Source organism: Bilophila sp. 4_1_30 (assembly GCF_000224655.1).
GTDB lineage: Bacteria > Desulfobacterota > Desulfovibrionia > Desulfovibrionales > Desulfovibrionaceae > Bilophila > Bilophila wadsworthia.
This window is the reverse complement of sequence record NZ_JH114248.1, coordinates 1-1468: the sequence shown is the minus strand read 5'-3', so window position 1 is coordinate 1468 and position 1468 is coordinate 1. Positions and strand designations below refer to the sequence as shown.

2 protein-coding genes are annotated in these 1468 nt (G+C 65.1%); both read left to right on the top strand.

The window, feature by feature from the left end:
- Positions 1-214: 214 nt before the first annotated feature.
- On the top strand, positions 215-790 hold the full coding sequence (locus HMPREF0178_RS19915; RefSeq protein WP_009369338.1) for a hypothetical protein: 576 nt from the start codon (positions 215-217) through the stop codon (positions 788-790).
- A partial coding sequence (locus HMPREF0178_RS19910) for a flavoprotein (RefSeq protein WP_009369337.1) occupies positions 790-1468 on the top strand: 679 nt, incomplete at its 3' end. The genes HMPREF0178_RS19915 and HMPREF0178_RS19910, both read left to right, overlap by 1 nt.

Here is a 1468-nt window from a genome sequence, read left to right as displayed (position 1 = left end):
CCTCCCCCATCCTCTTCAAAGATTTTCAACTGGTGGGGAGGTTGCATGGCAGGAGCCTGTTCCGGCACAGCGCTTCGCGCTGAGATTTCATTTATCTGATATTCCGATACAAAGTCGGCCCCTCCCCCCGCTCCCCATTTGCGCATCACGCGAAGATTGGCTATGAACAAAAAGCCGGGGGTTCCCGGACACCGCCATGACGAAGGAGTTTCCCATGCGTGCTCTTTACTGCCTGCTGCTCATCTGTTCCCTGCTTCCCCTTTCCGGGTGCGCGGACCTCAATATTTCCAATCCGTTCGAGACGAAATCCTCAGACGGCAGCGAAGTCTATTTTGATCAGTTCCCCGATGTCCCGATTCCCCGCGACATGTCCGTCGACGCCAAGCGCAGCCTTATTTCCGTGGCCCAAGACGGGACCAAAACCGGCCTCATCACCGTCGAAGGCCGCGTGGACAAGCCTTCCCTCGCCAACGCCATGATTTTGAACATGAACCGTCAGGGCTGGAACCTGCGCGGTGCGGCCATCGGCTCCAAGACCATGCACCTGTACGAAAAGGGCGAGCGGTACGCGGTGATCTACTATTACGAGCAGACCACCACCGCAGCCATGGAAATCTGGGTCATGACCCGGCTCGCCGACGGCGTCCTGCCGACCAGTGGGACGAACGGCGGGGCCGCCGCAGGAATGGACGCGGGCGGCAGCTCTTCCCCGTCCTTCTATCTGACGCCCAGCACATCCACGGGCACGGGCGGCGCTGGCGGCGTGCACCAGCAGGGCCTGAGCCAGTAATGGACGCCCATCTCGCCTTTCGCGGCGTCGGCGGGCCCCGCCTCCATCTCGGAGTGTGCGGGTCCGTCGCCGCATACCGAGCGCTCGATCTCGTGCGCCAGTGGCAGGACGCGGGCGTTTCCGTCAGCGCGACCCTGACCCCCTCCGCCCAGAAATTCGTCACGCCGCTGACGTTCGCCGCACTCGGCGCGGCCCCGGTATACACGGCACCCTTCGATGATCCGCAGGCACCCTCGCCCTTCGCCCATCTCGAACCGGGGCAGGTGGCGCAAGCCCTCGTCATCGCCCCCGCCTCCGCCGCTACCATCGCGCGGCTGGCGCAGGGCCAGGCGGACGAGCTGCTGGCGTGCCAGGCCCTTGCCTTCCGAGGCAAGGCCGTCATCGCCCCCGCCATGAATCCGGCCATGTGGAGCCATCCGGCCACGCAAGCCAACATCGCCACCCTCCGTGAACGGGGGTGCGCCGTGGTCGAGCCCGGTTGCGGGCGCACGGCGTGCGGTGAAGAGGGGCAGGGGCGCCTTGCCGACCTGCGCGAGATTTATCTCGCCGGATTGCGCGCGCTGGCCCCGCAGGATATGGAAGGCATACGGATTATGGTCACACTTGGCCCTACCCGCGAGCACTGGGACGGGCTGCGTTTCTGGACCAACCCGTCTACCGGGACGATGGGCGCGGCGG